Origin of the sequence: Streptomyces echinatus (genome assembly GCF_014203595.1) — a bacterium.
In the GTDB taxonomy this organism is placed as follows: Bacteria; Actinomycetota; Actinomycetes; order Streptomycetales; family Streptomycetaceae; genus Streptomyces; species Streptomyces echinatus.
On record NZ_JACHJK010000006.1, the window covers coordinates 471489 to 490924 of the forward strand.

1 protein-coding gene is annotated in these 19436 nt (G+C 76.4%); it reads left to right on the top strand.

The features are described from left to right. Nucleotides 1-486: 486 nt before the first annotated feature. Nucleotides 487-19434, top strand: coding sequence for a non-ribosomal peptide synthase/polyketide synthase (locus FHS34_RS19720; protein WP_184967120.1), 18948 nt, complete (start codon nucleotides 487-489; stop codon nucleotides 19432-19434). Nucleotides 19435-19436 lie beyond the last annotated feature (2 nt).

Here is a 19436-nt window from a genome sequence, read left to right on the forward strand (position 1 = left end):
CGGTGCCGGTTCGGTCTGGTCCGGGTGCCCGCCGGCGGTTCCGGCTGGTCCGGGTGTCTGCCGCTGGTTCGGCCGGTCCCGGGGGCCCGCCGCGGATTCCGGTTCGGGCAGCCGTCGGCGGCTCCGGCTCCGGTACCGGCTCCGGTCGCGCTCGGGTCGGTCGCCGGGCGGTCCCGGTCCTGGTACCGGCGGACGTCGCCCGCCCGGCCGGCACCGTTCCCGGTTCCGGCAGCCACAGGCGGTTCCGCCCCGACGGTCCTGCGGCCCGGTCACCCGCCGGCCCCGCGCCGTCCGGCGGCCCCGCCCGGAGCACGGGGGCGCCCGCGCAGGGGGCCGGATCGCCCGGTCGGCCCACCACCCCACCACTTCGAAGCACCGCCGCACCGTCGCGCCCGCCCGGTGTGTCACCCCGGCCCAGCGCACCGCTCCCGCGGTGGGCCGGGCGCGCCCGTGCCGCATCGTCCCGCTCTCCAAAGGACTTCACCCATGACGGACCTGCACGACAAGCCCGCACCGGCGTCCTCCCTGCCGCAGGCCGGTGGTTCCGCCGCCGGCACGCCGGAGAGCGTCGCGGCTGCGGAGCACCCGACGCTCGGCGGGCTGTTCGCCGCCTGGGTGGCCCGCACCCCGGACGCACCGGCCCTCACCGACGGCCGGCGGACCTGGACGTACCGAGAACTGGCCGCCCGTGCCGACCGGCTGGCCGGGCACCTGTCACGGCGGGGAGCCGGACCCGACCGGGTGGTGGCCCTGGTGCTGCCGCGCTCCATGGAACTGATCGCGGCGGAACTGGCCGTCGCCCGGGCGGGCGCCGCCTTCCTGCCCGTGGACCCCGCCTACCCCGCCGAGCGCCGGGCCCTGATGCTCGCCGACGCGGCGCCGGCGGTCACCCTCGACGACGCGCGCCTGGTCGGTCGGCTGCTGGACACGGACACACCGCCGGACACCGAGGACGCCGCCGACCCCGAGACCAGAACCGAAGCGGCCACCGACCACGCGGCCGGAGCGGAAGCCGAAGCCGACCATGCGGCCGGAGCCGGAGTCGGCGCTGACCACGCGGCCTACGTCATCTACACCTCCGGGTCCACCGGCACGCCCAAGGGTGTGACCGTCACCCACCGCGGCATCGGTGGCTTCACCTCGGCCGCCGCCGAACGGTACGCGGTGGGCCCCGGCGACCGCGTGCTCCAGTTCTCCTCGCCGAGCTTCGACGCCTCCGTCCTGGAACTGTTCGTCTCCGTCCTGTCCGGCGCCACACTCGTCGTACCGCCGCACGGCCCCTGGCTGGGCGACGAACTCGCCGCGGTCCTGGACGAGCACCGCATCACCCACGCCCTCATCCCGCCCGCCGCGCTGGCCACCCTGCCCGACCCCGCCCAGGGCACCGCGCCCCACCTGCGCACGCTGATCGTGGGCGCCGAGGCCTGCCCGGCCGGGCTCGTCGACCGCTGGGCACCCGGCCGCCGCATGATCAACTCCTATGGTCCGACCGAGACCACCATCGTCGCCACCTGGACGGGGCCGCTCACCGCCGGCCAGGGCACCCCGACGATCGGCGGCGCCCTGCCGCACACCCGGGTCTACGTCCTCGACTCCGCGATGCGGCCCGTACCGCCCGGCGCGGACGGCGAGTTGTTCGTGGGCGGCGACGCGGTGGCCCGCGGCTACCTGGGCCGTCCGGGCCTGACCGCCACCCGCTTCGTCGCCGACCCCTTCGGGACGCCCGGCGCCCGCCTGTACCGCACCGGGGACCGGGCGCGCCGGACCGCCGACGGGGAACTGGAGTTCCTGGGACGGCTGGACCGGCAGGTGAAGATCCGCGGCTTCCGCATCGAGCCGGGCGAGATCGAGGCGGCCCTGCGCCGGGCCGGCGCCGTCGGCGAGGCCGTGGTCGTCGTACGCGAGGACGAGCCGGGACACCAGCGGCTCGTCGGCTACGTCACCCCGGCCGGAGAGCCGGCCTCCGCCGCACCCCCGGCCACCTCCGCCACCGCGGCTCCCGTTCCGGAGGCGGAAGCGGAACCGGAAGCGGAACCGGCCCTGGACCCCGCCGTCCTTCGCGCGGCCGTGGCCGCCGTCCTGCCCGCCCACATGGTGCCGTCCGCGATCGTGGTCCTGGAGCGGATGCCGCTCACCCCGCAGCACAAGATCGACCGGCGGGCCCTGCCCGCCCCCCAACGCACGGTGGCGGCCGGCCGGGTGGCGCCGCGGTCACCCCGGGAGGCGGCCCTCGCCGCGATCTGGGCCGAGGCGCTGGGCGTCGACGCCGTCGGGGTGACGGACGACTTCTTCGACCTCGGCGGCGAGTCGATCCTCGCCGCCCGTGTCCTGTCCCGGATCAGGGACGAACTGGGCGTACGGCTGTCCGTACGGGACGTCTTCACCGCACGTACGGTCGCCGCCCTCGCCCCGCTGCTCACCGACCCGTCGGCCGCCGCCCCGCCGGAGCCGATCCCGCCCGCCCCGCGCGAGGACGGCCTGCCCCTGTCGAGCGCGCAGCGGCGGCTCTGGTACCTCGACGACCTCACCGCGGGCGGCACCGAGTACAACACCGGGGTGGCCCTGCGGCTGCGCGGCCCGGTGGACCCGGACGCGCTGCGCCGCTCCCTGCACCGCCTCGCGGGCCGCCACGCCTCCCTGCGCACCACGTTCACCACGGCCGACGGCCAGGGCGCGCAGCGCGTCGCGCCCGAGCCGGACCTGCCGCTGCGGACGGCCGATCTCACCGGCGTACCCGACGCGCGCCGCGCCGAGTCCGCCGAGGCACTGCTCACCGAGGAACTGAGCCGCCCCTACGACCTGGCGGCCGGCCCGCTCACCCGGGCCCTGCTCGTCCGGCTCGCCGCCGAGGACCACCTGCTGCTCCTGGCCCAGCACCACATCGTCACCGACGGCTGGTCGGTGGGCATCCTCACCCGGGAACTCGCCGCCCTCTACCACGCGGAGACCACCGGCGAGCCCGACCGGCTGCCGCGACCCCCGCTGCAGTACCCGGACTTCGCGGTGTGGGAGCGGCGGCAGCGGGCCGCCGGGGGCGACGCCGCCGACCTGGCCTACTGGAAAAGGCACCTGACGGGCCTGCAGCACCTGGAGCTGCCCACCGACCGGCCGCGTCCGGCGGTGCGCACCACCGCCGGGGCGGCCCACCGGCACACCCTCCCGGCGGAGTTGGTGAACCGGCTGCGGCAACTGGCCGCCGGCCGCGGCACCACCGTGTTCACCCTGTTCGCGGGCGCCTCCGCGCTGCTGTTCTCCCGTTACTCGGGACAGCGGGACGTCGCGTTCGGCACCGTCACCACCGGACGCGGCCGACGGGACCTGGAGGACGTGCCGGGCTTCTTCGCCAACACGGTGGTGCTCCGCGGCGAGGTGGACGAGCGGGCCACCGTGGACCGGTTCGTGGAGAGCATGCGGACGACCGTGCTGGACGCGTTCGCCCACGACACGGTGCCGTTCGACCGGGTGGTCGAGGAACTGGCCCCGCCCCGCGACCCCAGCCGCACCCCGCTGGTCCAGGCGCTCGTCGTGCAGCAGACCGCGCCCGCCGTGCCCCCGCTCTCCGGCGGCCTGCGCTTCGCCGACCACCCGCTGCCCCGCCCCGCCGCCCGCTTCGACCTGGTCCTGGAGTTCACACCGGACGCGGACGGCGGCTGTGTGCTGACCGCCGAGTTCAGCACGGACCTGTTCGAGGCGGCCACCGTGGCCCGGCTGACCGCTCATCTGCACCGCCTGCTGGAGGGCATGGCGGACGGCCCCGGCCGCACGCTGGCCGAGCTGTCCATGCTCTCGGCCGAGGAACAGCGCACGCTGGTGGACACCTGGAACCCGCCCGCCGGCCGTGCCCGGGACACCGGGCACATCACGCTGCCCGCTCTGCTGCACGCCCAGGCGGCCCGCACCCCGGACCGTACCGCCGTCGTCTGCGGCCCGGTACGGCTGGACTACGCCGAGGTCGTCCGGCGCGCCGGCCGGCTGGCCCGGCTGCTCGCCGCGCACGGCGCAGGCCCCGAGCGGCTGGTCGCGCTGTGCCTGCCGCGCTCCGCGGACCTCGTGCCCGTGCTGTGGGGGGTGCTCGCCTCGGGCGCCGCCTACCTCCCCGTCGACCCCGGCTACCCCGCCGAGCGCGTCCGCCTCATGCTCGCCGACGCCCGGCCCGCCCTCGTCGTCGCCACCCGGGAGACCGCCTCCGCCCTGCCCGCCGACTGCGCACCGCTGATCCTGGAGGACCACGCGGACACGGCCGGGTCCGGCCCGGAGCCGACCGACGCCGACCGGACCGTACCGCTGCTCCCGGACCATCCCGCGTACGTCATCTACACCTCGGGCTCCACCGGACGCCCCAAGGGCGTCGTGGTCACCCACCGCAGTGCCGGTGCCCTGGCGCAGTGGGCGCGGGAACGCTTCGGTGCCGAGGGGCTGGCCCATGTGATCGCCTCCACCTCCCTCAACTTCGACGTCTCGGTCTTCGAGCTGCTCTGCCCCCTGGTGGCGGGCGGCACCGTCGAGGTGGTCGCCGATCTGCCCGCCCTCGCCGACGGCACCGGCCCACGGCACGCCGGGCTGCTCAGCGGCGTGCCGTCCGTCGTCTCCCGGCTGATATCGGGCGGCACCGCGCCCCTGACCGCGGACACCGTCGTCCTGGCCGGCGAGGCCCTGCCCGCGCAGACGGTGCACGAGCTGCGCGCCGCCATGCCCGGGAGCCGGATCGCCAACATCTACGGCCCCACCGAGGCCACCGTGTACGCCACCGCCTGGTTCGCCGGCGACCGGCTGCCGGAGCAGGCCCCGCCCATCGGCGACCCGGTGGCGCTCACCCGGGCCTACGTCCTGGACCACGCCCTGCGGCCCCAGCCCGTCGGTGTCACGGGCGAGTTGTACCTGGGCGGCGGTGGCCTGGCCCGGGGCTACCTGCGCCGGGCCGGGCTGACCGCCGTCCGGTTCGTCGCCGATCCGTTCGGCGCGCCGGGGGAGCGCATGTACCGCACCGGCGACCTGGTGCGCCGCTGTGCCGACGGCGGACTGGAGTACGTGGGCCGCACCGACCAGCAGGTCAAGGTGCGCGGCTTCCGCATCGAACTGGGCGAGGTGGAGGAGGCGCTGCGCGGCTGCGCGGGCGTGGCCGAGGCGGCGGCCACCGCCACCACCGACGGCGACGGTCACCGGCGCCTGGCCGGCTACGTCGTCCCGGCCGCCGGGGAACGGGTGGAACCCGAGGCCGTACGCCGCGAACTCGGCCGTACGCTCCCCGACTACATGGTCCCGTCGGTCGTCCTCGTCCTGGACGCCCTGCCCCTCAGCCCGAACGGCAAGCTCGACCGCGGCCGCCTCCCCGACCCCGGCCCCGCCGTGCGCGCGGTACGGCACGTCGCACCCCGCACGCCCACCGAGCGCGCGCTCGCCGCGATCTGGGCGGAGGCGCTGCGTGTGGAACGGATCGGCGTCGACGACAACTTCTTCGAACTCGGCGGCGACTCGATCCTGAGCATCCAGGTGGTGGCCCGCGCCCGGCAGGAAGGCCTGCCGCTGACCTCCCGGGACGTCTACCGGCACCAGACCGTCGCCGCCCTCGCCCGCTGCGCGGACGCCGCCGCCGGCCCGCGCGGGGCGGCCCCCGCACCGGAGGCGGCCACCGGCCCGGCACCCCTGACCCCCATCCAGCACTGGCTGTTCGGCACGGCCGCCGAGCGCGCCGGCCACTTCTCCCAGGCCCTGTCCGTCCGGGTGCCCGACGACCTCGACCCGGTGGCGCTGGAGGACGCGCTGGGCGACCTGGCCGCCCACCACGACGCCCTGCGCTCCCGCTTCGTCACGGGCGACGAAGACGGCGGGGCCGAGTGGCGCGTCGACGACCGGACACCCCGCGTCCGCCTGGCCCGCCACACCGGCCCGGAGACGGACACCCCGCACTTCGGCCCCTTCGACCTGGCCCGGGGACCGCTGCTGCGGGCCGTGCTGCACGACCCCGGGGCCGGCCTGCCCCGCGTGCTGCACCTCACCGTCCACCACCTGGTCGTCGACGGGGTCTCCTGGCGGGTCCTGCTGGAGGACCTGGACCGCGCCTACCGGGCCCGCCGGGCCGGCGCCGACGGCGCCGCCGCGCTGCCCGCGAAGTCCTCGCCGCTGCGGCAGTGGGCACGCCGGCTGAACGCCCACGCGGCGGACGGCGGATTCGACGACGAACGGCCGTACTGGGCCGAGGCGTTCCCCGGCGCCGAGCCCGCCCTCCCCGCCGACCTGCCGGACGGCCGGAACACCTACGCCGACCAGCGCGCGGTCACCGTACGGCTGAGCCCCGAGGTCACCTCGGCCCTGCTGCGCACCCTGCCCGACACCTACCGCACCCAGGCCAACGACGTCCTGCTCAGCGCCCTCGGCCGGGCCCTGTGCGCCTGGAGCGGGCGGGACCGGGTGGTGGTCGACGTCGAGGGGCACGGCCGCGAGGAACTCTTCCCCGAGCTGGACATCAGCCGCACGGTCGGCTGGTTCACCACCCGGTATCCCGTCGCGCTCGCCGTGCCGGAGGACGCCGGCTGGGACACCGTGCTGAAACGGGTCAAGGAGCAGCTGCGCGCCGTACCCCGGCACGGCCTGGGCCATGACGCGCTGCGCCGGCTGGCCGGGCCCGGGGCGGCCCCGCGCACCCCGGACGCGCAGGTCAGCTTCAACTACCTGGGCCGGATGGGGCTGCCGGAGGACCCCGAGGGCCTCTACCGGGGCACCGTACGGCCGCTGGAACTGGACGCCGACCCGGCGGCGGAGCGCCCGCACGCCCTGGAGGTCGTCGGACAACTCGTCGACGACATCCTTGAGTTCACCTGGTTCTACCCGGACCGGCGGTACCGGGAGGACACGGTCGCCGGCCTGGCCGGGCGCTTCGCCGACGCGCTCGCGGACCTCGCCCGGCACGCCGCCCGTCCCGGGGCCGCCGGACGCACCCCGTCCGACTTCCCGCTGGCCCGGCTCGACCAGGCCGCCGTGGACCGCGTCACGGCCCCGGACCCGGCCGCGGTGGCCGACGTCCTGCCGCTCACGCCGACCCAGGCGGGCATGCTCTTCCACGGCCTGTCCCAGGACGACCGCGGCGTCTACTTCCAGCAGCTGACGTTCGTCCTCGACGGCGTGCCCGACCCGGAGGCCCTCGCCGCCGCCTGGCAGGACGTGACCGACCGCACCGAGGCGCTGCGCGGCCGGGTCGTCTGGGAGGACGTACCCGAACCGCTCCTCGTGGTGCAGCGCCACGCGACCCTGCCGGTCACCCACCTGGACTGGCGCGGCCTGCCGGCCGAGGAGAGCCGCGCCCGGCTGGACGACGTGCTGGCCCGGGACCGCGCGCGGGGCATCGACCTCGGGCGGGCCCCGCTCCAGCGCCTGCTCCTCGCCCGCGTCTCCGGCACCGCCGTGCGCGTGGTGTGGTCGTTCCACCATCTGCTCCTGGACGGCTGGAGCCTGTTCCAGGTGCTCTCCGACGTCTTCGCCCGGCACGCCGGTGCCGGACCCGACACCCTCCCGCACCGCCCGCCGCACCGCGACTACGTCGCCTGGCTGCGGCAACGCGACCAGGCCGCGGCCGAACGCCACTGGCGGCAGCGTCTGTCCGGCCTCATCGAGGCCACCTGGCTGCCGTACGACCGTGAGCCGCGCGAGGCCCACCGCGCCGAGTCCACGCACGAGGTCCGCGGCACACTGCCCGCGGCCGCCACCCGGACGCTGGAGGAACTCGCGCGCACCGGCGGCCTCACCCTGAACACCCTGGTGCAGGGCGCCTGGGCGCTGCTGCTGGCCCGGCAGGCGGGCCGGGACGAGGTGGTGTTCGGCACCACCGTGTCCGGACGGCCGCCCGAGCTGCCCGGCGCCGAGGCCATGACCGGCCTGTTCATCACCACCCTGCCCACCCGGGTCACGGTTCCCGGCGACGGCACCCTGCTCGACTGGCTGCGCGACCTTCAGCAGGACCAGAGCGAGGACCGGCGCTTCGACCACCTGCCGCTCACCCGGATCAAGGCCCTCACCGAACTCCCCGAACGGGTCGCCCTGTTCGACAGCATCGTCGTCTTCGAGAACTACCCGGTGGACGACGATCTCGCCGCCTCCCACGGACTGCGCCTGAGCGGCCTGGAGGGCATCGAGACCACCAACTACCCGCTGAGCCTGACCGCTTACCCGGGGCCGGAGCTGACGCTGCGCCTCGGCTACGACCCCGAGCTGTTCGACGCCGGCACCGTCGAGCGGATGGCCGAGTACCTGACCGCGCTGCTCGCCGGCCTGGCCACCGGCTCCGGGAACCCGCCCGACCGGCTGCCCCTGCTCACCCCGGACCGTCGCGAGCAGGTGCTGCACGCCTGGAACGACACCGCCACCGACCTGCCCGACACCACCGTCGCCGCCCTCTTCGCCGAGCAAGTGTGCCGCACCCCCGACGCGGTGGCCCTGGAAGCCGGCGACGAACACGTCACCTACCGCGAACTCGACACGCGGGCGGCCCGGTTGGCGGCCCGGCTGGCCGGCCTCGGCGTGCGGCCGGAACGCCCGGTCGGTGTCCTCATGGACCGCTCCGCGGACCTGATCGTCACCCAGCTGGCCCTCGTCCGCACCGGCGGCGTGTGCGTGCCGCTCGACGGCAGGGCCCCGGCCGAGCGGCTGCGCCGCACACTGACCGAGGCCGGCGCCGCCCTGCTGCTGACCGACGCCGGCTGGGAGGAGACGGCCCGGGAGGCGCTGCCCGGCGACGGCGTCCTGCGCGTCGACGACACCTCCGGCACCCCCGCCCCGGCCCCCGCCCGCACGGTCCACCCGGACAACATCCAGTACCTGATGTTCACTTCGGGCTCCACCGGCACCCCCAAGGGGGTCGCGGTGCGCCAGCGCGACGTCGTCGCCCTCGCCCTGGACCGGGCCTTCACCGGGCACGACCGGGTCCTCGTGCACTCGCCGGGGGCCTTCGACGCCTCCACCTACGAGGTGTGGGTGCCGCTGCTGCGCGGCGGCACGGCCGTCCTCGCCCCGCCCACCGACCTGGACGCCGCCCAGGTCCGGCACGCCATCACCGAACAGCGGGTGAACTGCCTGTGGCTGACCGCGGGCCTGTTCCGGCTGCTCGCCCAGGAGGACCCCGCCTGCCTGCGTGGCGCCCGCGAGGTGTGGACGGGCGGCGAGGCCGTGCCCGGCGCCGTCGTGCGCCGGGTCCTTCAGGCCTGCCCCGGCCTGACCGTCGTGGACGGCTACGGCCCCACCGAGACCACCACGTTCGCCACCCGCCGCGTCTTCCGGGCCGGCGACCCGCTGCCCGCCGTGCTGCCCATCGGCCGCCCCCTCGACAACACCCGCGTGTACGTCCTGGACGCCGCCCTCCAACCGCAGCCGCCGGGCATCCCCGGCGAGTTGTACGTCTCCGGCGCGGGCCTCGCCCGGGGCTACACGGGCCGCCCGGGGGCGACCGCCGCCCGCTACGTCGCCGATCCCTACGGCCCGCCCGGCGCGCGCATGTACCGCACCGGCGACATCGTGCGCTGGAGCGCCGACGGCGAGCTGCACTTCGTCGGCCGCGCGGACGACCAGATCAAGATCCGCGGCTTCCGGGTCGAACCCGCCGAGATCGAGGCCCGGCTCACCGCCCATCCCGGCATCGCCGAGGCCGTCGTCTCCCTGTACGAGGACGCCGGACGCAAGCGGCTGGCCGCCCACCTCGTGCCGGCCGGCGCCGCCACGGTGCCCTCCGCCGCAGAGCTGCGCGCCCACCTGGCGGCCGGACTGCCCGACTACATGCTGCCCGCCGCCTTCGTCACCGTGTCCGAACTGCCGCTGACCGGCAACGGCAAGGTCGACCGGCGGCGGCTGCCCGCCCCCGACTGGTCGGCGGGCGGCGAGCGCGCCCACCGTGCCCCGCGCACCGAGACCGAGCGCGTCCTCGCCGGGATCTGGGCCGAACTGCTCGGCGTGGCACGGGTCGGCGTCGACGACAACTTCTTCATGCTGGGCGGCGATTCCATCCTCAGCATCCAGGTGGTCTCCCGCGCCCGGACCGCCGGGCTCACCCTCACCCCGCGCGACCTCTTCCGGCACCCCACCGTGGCCGAACTCGCCGCGGCCACCGGCGGCACCGCGCCCGCCGTCGCCGGTACCGAACCGGTCGACGGAGCCTCGGGCCTCACACCGATCCAGCACTGGTTCCTGGACCCGCGGCCGGAACACCCCGGATTCTTCAACCAGTCCGTCGTCGTCGAGACGGCCGGCGCCGTCGACAGGGACGCCCTGCGCAGCGCCCTGACCGCCCTGTGGACGCACCACGACGCCCTGCGCGCCCGGTTCACCCCAGGCGCCGACGGCACCTGGCACCAGGACGTCGCCACCGCCGACGGCCCCGTCCCCGAACTGCTCCAGGTGCACGACGGGCGGGCCGAGGAACACGCCACGGCACAGGCCCACGGCGGACTCCGGCTGGACACCGGCCCGTTGTTCACCGCCCGCCTGTTCACCGCCGACGGCACCCGGCCCGCCGACCGGCTGCTGCTCGTCGCCCACCACCTGGTGGTCGACGGCGTCTCCTGGCGGATCCTGCTGGAGGACCTGGAGACCGCCTACCGGCAGGCCGCGTCCGGACAGCCCGTACGACTGCCCGCCCGCACCACCTCCGTACGGGAGTGGGCCCGCCGGCTGAGCGACCACGACCGCTTCACCGGGCGGCTCGCCCACTGGGAGCGGACCGCCCGGCACAGCGCCGAACCGCTGCCCGTGGACGGCACCGGCGGCAACACCATGGCCGACGTCCGCGAGGTGACCGTCCGGCTGGACCGCGAGCGCACCGACGGCCTGCTGCGCCGCGTCCCGGGCGTCTACCGCACCCGCGTCGACGACGTCCTGCTCACCGCGCTGGGCCGGGTCCTCGCCGACTGGACCGGACGCGACACCGTCGCCGTCGGCCTGGAGGGCCACGGCCGCGAGGACCAGCTCTTCGACGACGTCGACCTGTCCCGTACGGTCGGCTGGTTCACCTCGCTCTTCCCGGTCGCCCTGTCCGTCCCGCGAGGGGACTGGGGCACCGCTCTGAAGTCGGTGAAGGAGCAGCTGCGGGCCGTACCCGACCGGGGACTCGGCTACGGCGTGCTGCGCCACCTCGCCCGCGAGGAACGGCTGACCGGCGCGCCCGAGCCCGGCATCAGCTTCAACTACCTGGGCCGCTTCGACTGGACCGCCGACGGCGGCACCCTGATCGGGGCGGTGCCCGGCGGCCTGGGCGGCGCGGAGGCGCCCGGCACCGAGCGGCCGCACCTGCTGGACGTCGTGGCCCGGGTCGAGGACGACCGGCTGGAGATCACCTGGCACTACAGCGCCGGACGGCACCGCGAGGAGACCGTCACCGCCCTCGCCGAGGGCATGCTGACGGCCCTCGGCGACATCGTCGCGCACTGCGCCCGGCCGGACGCGGGCGGCCGCACCCCGTCGGACTTCCCGCTGGTCCGGCTGGACCAGGCCGCCGTGGACCGGATCGCCGGGGACGGCCGGGACGTCGAGGACATCCATCCGCTGACGCCGATGCAGTCGGGCATGCTCTTCCACAGCCTGCTGGACCCCGGCGGCCGCACCTACGTCAACCAGGTGCAGCTGGTCCTGTCCGGTGTCACCGACCCGCACGCGCTCGCCGCGGCCTGGCAGCACACCGTGGACGCCAACCCGGGCCTGCGCACGCGCCTGGTGTGGCAGGAGACCCCGGAACCGCTCCAGGTCGTCCGGCGGCGGGTCACCGTGCCCGTCACCCACCACGACTGGTCCGGGCGGCCCGCCGGCCCCGGCGCGCGCGACCTGGACCGGCTGCTGGCCGAGGACCGGGAGGCGGGCATCGACCTGGGCACCGCGCCCCTGATGCGGCTCACCCTGATCCGGCTGGCAGCCGACCGGGTCCGCCTGGTGTGGACCTTCCACCACGTCCTGCTCGACGGCTGGAGCGCCGCCCAGGTCTTCGACGAGGTGTGCGAGCGGTACGCCGCCCTGACCTCGGGGCGCCCGCCGCAGGTGCCGGACCGCAGGCCCTTCGCCGACTACCTGCGCTGGCTGGCCGGGCGGGACACCGGCCGGGCCGAACGGTACTGGCGCGCCGCCCTGGCCGGCTTCCAGGCCCCCACCGAACTGCCCCGGGACCGGCGGCCCGCCGAGGCCCACCGGGCCTCCTCCTCGGAGTCGGTACGGATGACCCTCGACGGGGACGTCTCGGCGCGGCTGCGGGAGACCGCCCAGCGCGCGGGGCTGACCCTCAACACGGTCCTCCAGGGAGCGTGGGCCCTGCTGCTCTCCCGCTACGGCGGCGGCTCCGACGTGGTGTTCGGCACGACCGTCTCCGGCCGGCCCGCCGAGCTGCCGGGCGTGACCTCCATGGTCGGCCTGTTCATCAACACCCTGCCCACCCGGGCCCGCGTCGACGAACGGCGCCCGCTGCTGGACTGGCTGCGCGAACTGCAGGCCGCCCAGTCCGAGTCCCGGCGCCACGACTTCGTCTCACTGGCCCAGCTGCAGGCGTGGAGCGAGGTGCCGGGCGGCACCGGACTGTTCGACTCCATCGTCGTCTTCGAGAACTACCCCTTCGACGAGGGCGCGTTGGCCCGGCACGGCCTGGCCATGGAGCAGGAGCGGGACCTGGAGCCGACGAACTACCCGCTCAGCGTGGTCGTCGCGCCCGGCGACACCCTGGCCGTGCACCTCGACTACGACCCGGCCGCCTTCGACGCCTCCACGGTCCGGGCCCTCGGCGAGAGCCTGCGCACCCTGCTGACGGGCATGGCCGCCGGCCCGGACCGCCGCCTGGCCGACCTGCCGCTGCTGGACCCGGCCGACGGGCGCGCCCTGGTGCACCGGTTCGGCGGACCCGTGGCCGAGGCACCGCGGGACACCCTGCCCGAGGCGTTCCGGCGGCAGGCCGCGCGCACCCCGGACGCCCCGGCGGTCCGCCACGGCGACACCTGCCTCACCTACCGCGAACTCGACGCCCGCTCCAGCCGGCTGGCCCGGCTGCTCGTCGCCGCCGGCGCCGGACCCGAGCGCTTCGTCGCCCTCTGCCTGCCCCGCACCGCCGACCTGATCGTGGCGCTCCTCGCGGTGCTGAAGAGCGGCGCCGGCTATCTGCCGGTCGACCCCCAGTACCCGGCCGAGCGCGTCGCGTTCCTCTTCGAGGACGTACGGCCCGACGCCGTGATCACGGCCACGGAGACCGCCGGCCGGCTGCCCGAGGGCCCGTTCACCAGGATCCTGCTGGACGAGGAGCCGGATCCCGGAGTGCCGGACGCGCCCCTCGGCGACGACGAGCGGCCGGGCGCCCTGCTGCCCGGCCACCCGGCCTACGTCATCCACACCTCCGGCTCGACCGGCCGACCCAAGGGCGTCGTCGTCAGCCACGCCTCCGTGCTGGCCCTGACCGACTGGGCGGCGGCCGAGTTCACCGGCCGCGGACTGGCCCACGTGGTGGCCTCCACCTCGCTCAACTTCGACGTGTCGGTCTTCGAGATCTTCTCGCCGCTGCTGTCCGGCGGCTGCGTGGAGGTCGTCCGCGACCTGCTGGCCCTCGCCGAGCGCCCCGGGCCCTGGCGGGCCGGACTGCTCAGCGCGGTGCCCTCGGCCCTGGACCGGCTGCTCGCCGAGGACGCCGTGCGGATCACCGCGGACACCGTCGTCCTCGCGGGGGAGGGGCTGCCCGCCCGCACCGTCGGCCGGGTCCGCGAGGCCGTTCCCGGCTGCCAGGTGCGCAACATCTACGGCCCCACCGAGGCGACCGTCTACGCCACCGCCTTCACCTGCGACCCGGCCGATCCCGACCGGGACCCGCCGATCGGCCGTCCGCTCGGCGGCGCCCGCGCCTACGTCCTCGACGAGCGGATGCGCCCGGTGCCCCCCGGAGCGCCCGGCGAGCTGTTCCTCGCCGGGACCGGCGTCGCCCGCGGCTATCTGCGCCGCCCCGGCCTGACCGCCTCCCGATTCCTGCCCGACCCGTTCGGCCCGCCCGGCAGCCGCATGTACCGCACCGGCGACCTGGTCCGCTGGACGGCCGACGGCGACCTCGACTACCTCGGCCGCGGCGACGACCAGGTGAAGGTGCGCGGCTTCCGCATCGAACTCGGCGAGGTGGAGGCCGCGCTGGCCCGCCACCCGGCCGTGGCGGCGGCAGCGGCCCGGGTGGTCGAACACGACGGCCACCGCCGGCTGATCGGCTACGCGGTCCCCCGGACCCCCGGCCTGGCGCCCCCCGCCGCCGACGACGCTCCGTCCCGCCCGTCCGGGCCACCGGCCCCCGCCGACGATCTGGTGCCCCGCCCGCCGGGTTCCCCGGCCCCCGCAGTCGACGCGCCGTCCCCGTCCGGTTCGCCGGACGCGGGCGGCCGGGCGGTGCCCGGTCCGACCGGTCTTCCCGACACCGCAGAGCTGCGGGCCTTCCTCGCCCGCAGTCTCCCCGACCACCTGGTCCCGGCCCTCGTCGTCCCGCTGGAGCGGCTCCCGCTCGGTGCCACCGGCAAGCTCGACCGGCGGGCGCTGCCCGCGCCGCAGTGGGCCGGTCCGGGGACCGGCGGGGGCGGCCGGCCGCCGCGCACCGCGGCCGAGCGGACCCTCGCCGCCATCTGGTCCGAGGTGCTCGGCGTGCCCGAAGTCGCCGCCGACGACAACTACTTCACCCTCGGCGGCGATTCCGTCCTCGGCATCCGGATCGTCTCCGCCGCCCGCCGGGCCGGACTCTCCCTGACCCCGCGGCACCTGTTCACCCACCAGACCCTCGCCGAACTCGCCGCCGTGGCCGAGCGGTTGCCGGACCCGGCCGCGCCCGCCGTCGCCGCCGAACAGGGACCGGTGACCGGCGACGCCCCGCTCACCCCCGTGCAGCACTGGCTCCTCGACACCGTCACCGGCGACCCCGCCCACTTCAGCCAGACCGTCGCCCACGAGCTGGCCGGCGATCCCGACGAGACGCTGCTGCGGGCCGCCCTGGCCGCCGTACTGGAGCGGCACGACGCGCTGCGGCTGCGCTTCGAACCGGCCGGTGACGGGCGGTGGCGGCAGTACGGCACCGCCCCCGGCGACGACGCCCCGCACCTGGAGGTGCACCGCCGGGCGGCCCCCCACGAGGTGGCCGACGCCCTCGCCGCCGGCTTCGACCTGGCCCGCGGGCCCCTGCTGCGCGCCGCGCTGTGCCGTCCGGCCGACGGCGGCCGGCCGGTGCTGCTGCTGGCCGCCCACCACCTGGTCGTGGACGCCGTGTCCTGGCGGCTGATCCTGGAGGACCTGGACACCGCCTACCGCGCCCTGCGCGACGGGGAACGGCCCGTCCTCGGCCCCAAGACCACCTCGTTCCGGGACTGGGCCCGACGGCTGGCCGCGCACACCGGCGCGGGCGGCTTCGACGCCGAACTCGCCCACTGGCAGGGCATCGACGCCGACACCACCCTGCCGGCCGACCACCCCGGCGGCGCCAACACCGTCGCCGTCGAGGAGAGCCTGACCGCCGGACTCGACGCCGAGGAGACGCGCCGGCTGCTCCAGGACGTGCCGGACGCGTACCGCACCCGCGTCAACGACGTCCTGCTGTGCGCGCTGGGCCGGGTGCTGGCCCGCTGGACCGGCCGCGACCGGGTGGCGGTGACCCTGGAGGGCCACGGCCGCGAGGAGCTGTTCGAGAACACCGACCTCGCCGGGACCGTCGGCTGGTTCACGGCCATGTACCCGGTCGCCCTGGACGTGCCCCGCGACGCCGGCACCGGCACCGTGCTGAAGGCCGTCAAGGAGAACCTGCGGTCCGTGCCCCACGGCGGACTGGGCTACGGCGCGCTCCGCTTCCTCCACCCCACGGCCGGCGCCGAGCTGCCCGGCCTGCCGCCCGTCTGCTTCAACTACCTGGGCCGGCCGGACCGGACCCCGGCCCCGGGCGGACTGCTGCACGCGCCCCACGGCGGCCTCACCGGCGGCATCGACCGCTCCGCGGACCGCCCGCACCTCCTGGACGTGCTCGGCCAGGTCGTCGACGACCGGCTCGAGTTCACCTGGTCGTACTCCCGCGAGGTGCACCGGCGGGAGACCGTCACCCGGCTGGCGGCCGAGCTGACCGACGAACTCCGGGAGATCGTCCGGCACTGCGCCGCACCCGGCGCCGGCGGCCGCACCCCCTCCGACTTCCCGCTCGCGCCGCTGGACCAGGCGGCCGTCGACCGGCTCGTCGGCGACGGAGCGGACGTGACGGACGTCTATCCGCTCACACCCACCCAGACCGGCATGGTGATGCACGGCCTCGACGAGGCCGAACACGGCCTGTACGTCGAGCAGATCACCTTCGTGGCGGACGGCGCCCGGGATCCGCGGACCCTGGCCGACGCCTGGCGGCACGTCGTGGACCACACCCCGGTCCTGCGCACCTCCGTCGCCCTGCACGGCGTCCCCGTGCCGCTCCAGATCGTCCACCGGGACGTGACCCCGCCGGTCACCGAGCACGACTGGAGCCGGCTCCCCGCGGACCGGCGGGACGCGGAGCTGGAGCGGCTGCTCGCCGAGGAGCGCGGCCGGGGCATCGCCCTGGACCGGGCCCCGCTGCTGCGGCTCGCCCTGGTCCGGCTCGGCCCGGACGCGGTCCGCGTGGTGTGGACCTTCCACCACGTCCTGCTGGACGGCTGGAGCGTCTTCCACGTCCTGTCCGACGTCATGGCCGCGCACGCCGCCCTGGCCCGCGGCGAACGGCCCCGGCTGCCCGGGCGCAGGCCGTTCGCCGACTACGCCGCCTGGCTGGCCGCCCGCGACACCGGCCGGGCGACGGAACACTGGCGCGGCGCCCTGGCCGCTGTGAACGGCCCGACCCCGCTGCCGTACGACCGCAGGCCCGCCCCGGGCGAGACCGCCCGCTCCGGCAGCTGGCTGTCGCGACGGCTCGGCGCCGAGGAGACGCGGCGGCTGAAGGAGTTCGCCCGCCGGCACCACCTCACCCTCAACACCCTGGTGCAGGGCGCCTGGGCGCTGCTGCTGGCGCGCTGGAGCGGGGAGCGGGACGTCTGCTTCGGCACCACCGTCTCCGGACGGCCCGCCGACCTGCCCGGCGCCGACACCATCACCGGCCTGTTCATCACCACGCTGCCCGCCCGGACCGACGTCGACGGCGGCGCGAGCTGCGCCGACTGGCTGCGCGCGCTGCAGGAGGCGCGCGCCGAGGACCGGCGCCACGACCACCTGCCCCTGGGCGAACTGCACGCTCTCGCCCAGCTTCCGCCGGGGACAGCGCTGTTCGACAGTCTGGTGGTCTTCGAGAACTACCCGGTCGGCGACGCGACCGCGGGCGCGCACGGGCTCGCCCTGCGGGACCTGGACGCCCGCGAGGCCACCAACTACCCCCTCACCGTGGTCGTCTCGCCCGGCGACCGGCTGGCCGTCGAGCTCGGCCACGACCCGCGCTACTTCGACGCGGCCACCGCCGAGTCCCTGGCCGCCCAGCTGCTGCACACTCTGCACACCCTGGCCGGCACGGACGGCACCGCCCGCCTGGACGACCTCGACGTGCTGCCGCCCGCGCAGCGGGAGCGGCTGCTGCACGGCCCCGCCCGCCCCGCCCTCGGCCCGGTACCCGCCGCCACCCTGCCCGCCCTCGTCGAGGCCGCCGTCGACCGCCGGCCCACGGCCCCCGCGCTCGAAGCGGCCGGCACGACGCTCACCCTCGCCGAGGTGGAGGACCACGCCAACCGGCTGGCCCACCGGCTCATCGGCCGCGGCACCGGTCCCGGCGACCTCGTCGCGCTGCTGCTGCCCCGCTCGGCCGACATGGTGCTGGCGCAGCTGGCGGTGACGAAGGCGGGCGCCGCGTTCCTGCCGGTCGACCCCGCCTACCCCGAGGAGCGCATCGCCCTGATGCTGCGCGACGCGGCCCCCGCCCTCACCCTGGACGCCAAGGAGGTCGCCGGCCTGCTCGCCGCCCCGCCGGACGACACGCCCGGACACCGGCCCACCGACGCCGACCGGACCCGCCCCCTCGACCTGGACGACCCCGCCTACGTCATCTACACCTCGGGCTCCACCGGCACCCCCAAGGGCGTCGTCGTCACCCACCGCGGGCTCGCCGCGTTCTCCGCCGCCGAGGCCGCCCACTACCGAGTGGACCCCGGAGACCGGGTGCTGGCCTTCGCCACGCCCAGCTTCGACGCCTCCGTGCTGGAGCTGTGCGTGTCCCTGCCGCACGGCGCCCGGCTGGTCGTACCCCGGCCGGGTCCGCTGCTCGGCCCGGAACTGGCCGACGTCCTGCGCACCGGGCGGATCACGCACACCCTGCTGCCCCCGGCCGCGCTCGCCACCCTGCCGGCCGACACGCCCGGCACCCTGCCGGACCTGAAGACGCTGATCGTCGGAGCCGACGCGTGCGGCGCCGAACTCGTCGCCCGCTGGGCGCCGCACCACCGCATGGTCAACTCCTACGGCCCCACTGAGGCCACCGTCGTCGCCACCTGGTCCGCGCCCCTGACGGCGGACGGCGGCGCCCCGCCCATCGGCCGCCCGCTGCCCGCCACCGGGGCCTACGTCCTCGACGCCCGGCTGCGGCCGGTCCCCGGCGGCGTCACCGGTGAACTGTGGCTCAGCGGAACGGCGCTGGCCCGTGGCTACCTCGGCCGGCCGGGCCTGACCGCGGCCCGGTTCGTCGCCGACCCGTTCGGGCCGCCCGGCACCCGCATGTACCGCACCGGCGACCTGGTGCGCCGCGACAGCGCGGGCGAACTGCACTACCTGGGCCGCACCGACCACCAGCTCAAGCTGCGCGGCCACCGCATCGAGGCGGGCGAGGTCGAGGCGACCCTGGTCCGTCACCCCGGCGTGCTGGACGCCGTGGTCACCGTACGCGAGGACGAACCGGGCCTGCCGCGCCTGGTCGCCCATCTGCTCACGGCCCCCGGCGCCGAACCGCCCACGGCCGCCGGACTGCGTGAGCTGGCCGCCCGCTCGCTGCCGGGGCACATGGTGCCGACGGCGTTCGTGGTGCTGGACCGCTTCCCGCTCACCGAGAACGGCAAGACCGACCGGGCCGCCCTGCCCGCCCCGGCCCCGGCCGAGGACCGGGAACGGCCCGGACACGTGGCACCCCGCACGCCCACCGAGGAGGTGCTGGCGGCCATCTGGGAGGAGACCCTCCAGACGGCCGTGGGCGCCGAGGACGACTACTTCCTGCTCGGCGGGGACTCGATGCGCGCCCTGCTCATCGCCTCCCGCGCCAACGACGCGTTCGGCGTCACGCTCACCCCCCGCGACGTCCTCGTCTCCCACACCGTCGCCGCCCTGGCGGAACTCGTGGAGGACCAGGTGCTGAGCGAACTGGAGGACGCCGCGTACGGCGGCGACGGCCCCGAGGACGCCGCGTACGGCGGCCACGACTCCGGGGACGCCGCCGAGCAGGGCCATCACGACGCCGAAGACGCCGCGCACGGCGGCCCCGACCACGAACGGTGAGG